The organism is Pseudomonas sp. W5-36 (assembly GCF_046540455.1).
In the GTDB taxonomy this organism is placed as follows: domain Bacteria; phylum Pseudomonadota; class Gammaproteobacteria; order Pseudomonadales; family Pseudomonadaceae; genus Aquipseudomonas; species Aquipseudomonas graminis_B.
This window is the reverse complement of record NZ_JAXCIQ010000010.1, coordinates 172,094-178,130: the sequence shown is the minus strand read 5'-3', so window position 1 is coordinate 178,130 and position 6,037 is coordinate 172,094. Positions and strand designations below refer to the sequence as shown.

Here is a 6,037-nt window from a genome sequence, read left to right as displayed (position 1 = left end):
CCCCCCCCCCCCCCCCCCCCCCCCCCCCCCCCCCCCCCCCGCCCCCCCCCCCCCCCCCCCCCCCCCCCCCCCCCCCCCCCCCCACGCCCGAAAATAAAGCCATCGGTTTGCCTGTCAGGCCCGACATCGGCATCCCTTTGGCGCCCTCCATCGTGCTAGCCTTGGCACTCTTTGGAGGGATGCGACTGCCCCGCAGGTTGTCCCGGATTTCAGGCAGCCAATCGCCCATGAGCAAGAAAACCCCCGTCACCATTTCCGACATCGCCCGCCGCGTGAACATGACGCCTGTCACTGTTTCCCGGGCGCTGAACAAACCCGATCTGGTCAAGCCCGCCACCCTGGCGCGCATTCTGGAAGTGGCGCAAGAACTCGATTACGTCCCCAATGCCTTTGCCCGCAGCCTCAAGCGCAGCGAGAGCATGATCATCGGTGTCATTACCGCGTCGGTGGACAACCCCTTCTACAGCGAGATGATCAAGGCGATCTCCCGCGAGGCGAAAACCCGTGGTTACACCATCATGCTGGTGGACACCGACGGCTCTGAAGAACTCGAGGCCAAGGCGGTGGATACGCTGCTCAGTTACCGCGTGGCCGGCATCGTGCTGTCGCCGGTGTCGGACGAGCCGGCGTACCAGCCGGTCTATCTCAGTCGCCTGAGCAACGGCGACATTCCCGTGGTGCAACTGGACCGCGCGCTGCCTGCCAGCCCGTTCAGCCATGTGGTGCTCGACAACTATCACAGCGGCCTGAAAGGCGCCCGTTACCTGCTGGCACAAAGCCCGTCGATGCGTCGCATGCTGGTGCTGACCGGCCCTGCGCATTCGCGGATTTCCGAGGAACGCCTGAAGGGCGTGAAGGCGGCAATTGCCGAGAGCGGCAAGCCGGTGCAAGTGGATGTGTTTGCCGGTGACTACACGCTGGAGCCGTCGCATCAGAGCACACTGGATTACCTGCGCGACCACCCGCTGCCGGACGCGATTTTCGGCTTCAACCAGCTCATCACCCTGGGCGCCATGAAAGCCCTGCGCGACCGCGACATCGCCCACAACAGCGTGGCCATCTGCGGCATTGACCGGCTGCCCTTCGCCGACATCTTCGGCATCCCCATCGCCTGCATCGCCCACGATGCGTCGCTGGCGGGAAGCAGCGCGGTGAAACTGCTGCTGGAGCGAATCGAGGATCGGCATCTGCCGAAGGCGCAGGTGGTGATTGTCGGGGAGCTGGAGAATGGCGTTAGCGGGTGAGCCTTTATTATCGACTCATCGCCAAACCTCTCCCGTGAAACTCTTACCCTCCCCAACTCGACGCGGTCCCCTGTAGGAGCGTGGCTTGTCCCGCGATCGACCGGGAACCGGTCGCGATGACAGACGCTACGGTATTTCTGTTTCACCGCGTCGACAGACTTTGCTGCCGGTGCCCGGCAGATCGCGGGACAAGCCACGCTCCTACCATTGCGAGTTGCGTTCTAGCGGCTCGTGTATCCCCCATCAATCGGCAGCGACACACCGCTGATCATCGACGCTGCGCTGCTCAGCAGGAACAGGATTGGGGCCGCGACTTCTGCGGTTTCGGCGAAGCGGCCGAGGGGAATCGCCGCCAGCGCCGGGTCGCGTTTGCTCGGCTCGCTCCAGGCCATCTGCGCCATGGGCGTCAGGGTCACCGTAGGGTTGACGCTGTTGACGCGAATCCCGTGGCGACCCCATTCGCCACACTGCACCCGGGTCATGGCGTCCATCGCGCCCTTCGACGCGCAATAGCTCAGATGATCATCCAGCGCCACCAACGAAGCCTGACTCGACACGTTGACGAGGCTCCCCGCCACGCCTTCGGCGATCATCTTTTTCGCCACCGCCCCGGCGATCATCGCCGCCGCCCGCACGTTGACCGCCATGACCTGATCGAACGCCCCGGCGCTCACCTCGGTCGCGGACTCCAGTATGGAAATCCCGGCGCAGTTGACCAGCCCGTGCATCACCGGCAAGTCCGCCAACACTGCGGCCAATGAAGGCTGATCGGCCACGTCCACGCGCAACGCCACACAGCCCTGCCCTGCCAGGTTTTCCAACGCCGCTGCATCGCGGCCCATCGCATACACCTCGGCGCCGCTGTTCAGCAGTTGCTGCGCGACCTCCCAGCCAATGCCGCTGCTGGCGCCGGTGACGAGCACCCGCTGGCCGCTGAAATCAAATTGAGCCGTGTTCACAGTCACGCTCCCTGCAAGCGATGCATGATGGGTTTCAGCGCCGGATACAGCGCCACGTAATCGGCGAACAGTCGCGAATACAACTCGACGTTCTGCGCTTGAGGCTCGGCCCGGCGCTCCAGTTGGACCCAGCCTTTATGGACCTGCGCCTCATCCACAAGACCGACCGCATGAGCAGCGAGCAGCGCGGCACCGAGCGCCGCTTCGACCTCCTGAACGATGGTGTAGACCGGGAAGTTGGTGACGTCGGCGATGATCTGCATCCACAAATCCGAGTGGCTGGCGCCGCCGACCACGATCAGCCGAGGGTCCAGGGACTGCGCGCCTTTTGTGCCCGCTTCGATGTTGTGCCGAAGCGCGAACGTGACGCCTTCGAGCACTGCGCGGTAGAGGTGAATCCGGCTGTGATAAAGGCTCAGGCCGATAAAACTGCCGCTGGCTTTTGCGTCCCATACCGGGCTGCGCTCGCCCATCAGGTAAGGCTGGAACAGCACGCCGTCGCTGCCGGCCGGGACCTTCATCGCCGCGCGTTCGAGTATGACGTGGCTGTCTTCGCCGCTCTCGCGACCCTGCTGCTCTTCGGCCTGGCAGAACTGCTCGCGAAACCAGCTGACCGAGGCGCCGGCGGTGATCGCGCCGCCGAAGATGTAGAGGTCTTTGGCGCCGTTGAAGACGTGGGGAAAACTGACCAGACCATGCCGGGCATCGACCTGCTGATTGAGGTAGCCCCAGCACATGCTGGTGCCGATCATGGCCACGTGGTTGCCGGCCTGGGTAACGCCTGCGGCGAAGGTCGCCATGGCGGCATCGACCCCGCCCCCAAGCAGCGGAATGTCAGGGCTAAGCCCAAGCCGATCGGCCCATTCGGGTAACAGACCGCCGACCACCTCACCGGAGTGAACCAGCCGCTCGGGCATCATCGACGCCGGGATGCCCAGCGCGTCGAGCATCTCTGCCGACCAGCCCCGTGCCTTGACGTCGTAGACGCCGCCGATGTTGCCGGCAGAGCTGTGGTCCACTGCAACCTCGCCGGTCAGGCAGTAATTGACGTAGCTGTTGGGCGGCAGCAGGTAGCGCGTGTCGGCCCAGACTTGCGGCTGCTTGTCCTTGAGCCAGAGCATTTTGGTGAAGCCGTAATAACTGTCCACCGCATTGCCGGTGATCGCGTACAGCCGCTCCAGATCCACGTGCTGGTTGACCCACTCGACCTGTTCCTCAGCGCGGCGGTCCATCCAGATCAGGCACGGGTACAAGGGTTTGATCTGCGCATCGACCGCAATGCCGGAGCCGCCGTACAGGCTGCTGACACACAGGGCTTTGACGCTGTCTTTGGGCAACGCGCTCTTGCGCATGCAGGCGGCGACGCAGATTTCCACGGCGTCGAGCCAGACCTGTGGCCATTGCTCAGCCCAGCGCGGTTTGGGGGTGTCGACCTTATAACTGTGGCTGTGCTGCGCGACGATCCGGCCCTGACCATCGACCAGCAATGCCTTGGTGCTTTGGGTGCCGATGTCGACACCGATGACGTAATCCATCCGGAAGCGCTCTTGTTGTTATTGGAGTGCTACGCAAAACCTGTAGGAGCGTGGCTTGTCCCGCGATCGACCGGGAACCGGTCGCAATCATGAGGCCACGGTATGCCTGATTCACCGCGTGGCGAGGTTTGCTGCCGGTGCCCGGCAGATCGCGGGACAAGCCACGCTCCTACAGAATGGGGTTATCAGTTCACCGGTTTGAGCAGCACTTTGATCGACTTGGTCGAGTCCGCCAGGGCGAACGCTTCGGCGTAGTCGTCCAGACCGAAGTCGTGGGTGACGATGCCTTCCGACGTCACCAGCCCGCGCTCGAACAGGTCGATGGCAATCGGGTAGCAATACGGGCCCAAGTGAGCGCCGCGCACGTCCAGTTCTTTGCGGTCGCCGATGATGGACCAGTCAGCGCTGGTCTCGGCGCCGAACACGCTGAACTCCACAAAACGGCCCAGCTTACGGATCAGATCAAGGCCCTGAGTCACCCCGATCGGCACGCCCGTGGTCTCGATGTAAACGTCGCAGCCATAGCCGTCGGTGAGGCCGCTGATGATCTCTTTGGCATTGTCGCGGCTCGGGTTGATCACCACGTCGGCGCCGAATTTTTTCGCCAGCTCCAGGCGCTCGTCGACCATGTCGATGACCACCAGCTTCTTCGGTGTCTTCAGCGCGGCGACCTGCACCATGCACAGACCCAGCGTGCCGGCGCCGGCGATCACCAGCACGTCGTCGAGCTGAACATCACCGCGGTTCACCGTGTGAATCGAGCAGGCCATCGGCTCGATCAACGCCGAATCTTCCAGCGAAACCGACTCGGGAATGTGATGCACGATAGCGGTCTTCGGGATGCGCATGTACTGCGCCATGCCGCCTTCGGCGACGTCCTTCTGGAAGCCAAAGATGTTGTGCACTTCGCACATCCAGTACTTGCCGGATTTGCAGAACTTGCACTTCTCGCACGGGACGATCTGCTCGGCGATGACCTTGTCACCCACCTTCACGCCGAAGTGCTCTTCAGCGCCCTCGCCCACCGAATCCACATAGCCGAAAAATTCGTGGCCCGGCACCACGGGCGCCTTGACCCACGGGCTCTCGCCGCCCCAGAACATCGCCGCGCCTGAGTGGCATTTGCAGTCACTGGCGCAGATCCCGCAGGCACCGATGCGAATCACCAGTTCATTGGCCCGCGCAACGGGCTTGCTGATCTGCTCCAGACGGTAGTCTTTCGGGGCATGGCAGACGACGGCTTGCATGGTGTTTATTGTGTTTTGTTCCATGTCGGTTCACCTGTTTTGATCGTTGGATGGCGTGTAGAAGCGCGCTTCTACACGCGCTGCTTTTCGGTTTATTTATGCCGCTGCCGACTGATGAAGATCGCCAGCAAAATGATTCCGCCCTTGATCACGCTCTGCACATAAGGCGAGACGCCGAGCATATTCAGGCCGTTGTTCAGCACGCCCAGCAGCATCGCGCCCACCAGCGTGCCAATGATCACGCCGCGCCCGCCGGCAATCGAGGCGCCGCCCAGCACCACGGCCGCAATGGCGTCCAGCTCGAAGCCGACGCCCGCGTTCGGTTGCCCGCTCATCAGCCGCGACGACAACACCAGCCCGGCAATCGCTGCCGTCAGCCCGCTGATCGAGTACACCAGCAGCTTGAACCGCGAGGCGCGAACGCCGGACAGACGCACGGCTTCTTCATTGCCGCCGATGGCATAAACGTAGCGACCGACGCGGGTGTGCTGCAGCAGCACCCAGGCGAAGAAGTAGGTCGCAAGCATGATCAGAATCGGCACCTGGATGCCGAACAGCGTGCCGCGCCCGAACCAGGCAAACCACTCCGGCATCCCTGCAATCGGGTAGCCGTCGGTGTACATCAGGCCCAGCCCGCGCGCGATGCCCATGGTCGCCAGCGTGACGATGATCGGCGGCATTTTCAGGTACGCGACGAAGATGCCGTTGCCCACTCCGAAGCCCACGCCAATCAGCAAACCGATGAGGATGGCGATCGGCGCCGGCACGCCTGCGACCATCAGTCCGGTGGTCAGCGTACCGGACAAGGCCATCACCGGACCGACCGACAAATCGATGCCGCCGGTGAGGATCACGCAGGTCATGCCGACCGCGATGATGGCGTTGATGGACACTTGGCGGGCGATGTTTTCCAGGTTCGCCCCAGTGAGAAACTTGTCGCTGGCGAAGATCATGAAGACCGTCACCACCACCAGGCCAATGAAGGGATAGAAGGCGGGCGAGCGGATCAATCGGGCGAAGTTGAGCTGCATCCGGTTGGGTTGCGCGTTCAT

Annotated in this window: 5 protein-coding genes; 1 reads left to right on the top strand and 4 read right to left on the bottom strand. The window is 63.2% G+C overall.

Annotated elements, in window-relative coordinates:
• Positions 1–227 precede the first annotated feature (227 nt).
• Positions 228–1,244, top strand: a complete 1,017-nt coding sequence (locus tag SLW74_RS17715) for a LacI family DNA-binding transcriptional regulator (protein WP_065987577.1) — start codon at positions 228–230, stop codon at positions 1,242–1,244.
• Positions 1,245–1,465: 221 nt separating this feature from the next.
• On the opposite strand, the gene SLW74_RS17710 is transcribed toward SLW74_RS17715, so the two are convergent.
• The 4 genes from SLW74_RS17710 to SLW74_RS17695 form a co-directional block, all read right to left on the bottom strand.
• Positions 1,466–2,203, bottom strand: coding sequence for an SDR family oxidoreductase (locus SLW74_RS17710; protein WP_369318952.1), 738 nt, complete (start codon positions 2,201–2,203; stop codon positions 1,466–1,468).
• 2 nt (positions 2,204–2,205) lie between these two features.
• Positions 2,206–3,738, bottom strand: coding sequence for an FGGY-family carbohydrate kinase (locus tag SLW74_RS17705; protein WP_410929650.1), 1,533 nt, complete (start codon positions 3,736–3,738; stop codon positions 2,206–2,208).
• 185 nt (positions 3,739–3,923) lie between these two features.
• Positions 3,924–5,009 carry an alcohol dehydrogenase catalytic domain-containing protein gene (locus tag SLW74_RS17700; RefSeq protein WP_410929649.1) on the bottom strand — a complete coding sequence of 362 codons (1,086 nt, stop codon included), beginning with the start codon at positions 5,007–5,009 and terminating at the stop codon, positions 3,924–3,926.
• Positions 5,010–5,077: 68 nt separating this feature from the next.
• Complete coding sequence (locus tag SLW74_RS17695; protein WP_410929659.1) at positions 5,078–6,037, bottom strand: ABC transporter permease; 960 nt, start codon at positions 6,035–6,037, stop codon at positions 5,078–5,080.

Excerpts from the sequence above, each read along its gene's own strand:
- SLW74_RS17715 (WP_065987577.1), top strand. The coding sequence starts at position 228 with ATGAGCAAGAAAACCCCCGTCACCATTTCCGACATCGCCCGCCGCGTG.
- SLW74_RS17700 (WP_410929649.1), bottom strand. The coding sequence starts at position 5,009 with ATGGAACAAAACACAATAAACACCATGCAAGCCGTCGTCTGCCATGCC.
- SLW74_RS17695 (WP_410929659.1), bottom strand. The coding sequence starts at position 6,037 with ATGAACGCGCAACCCAACCGGATGCAGCTCAACTTCGCCCGATTGATC.
- SLW74_RS17705 (WP_410929650.1), bottom strand. The coding sequence starts at position 3,738 with ATGGATTACGTCATCGGTGTCGACATCGGCACCCAAAGCACCAAGGCA.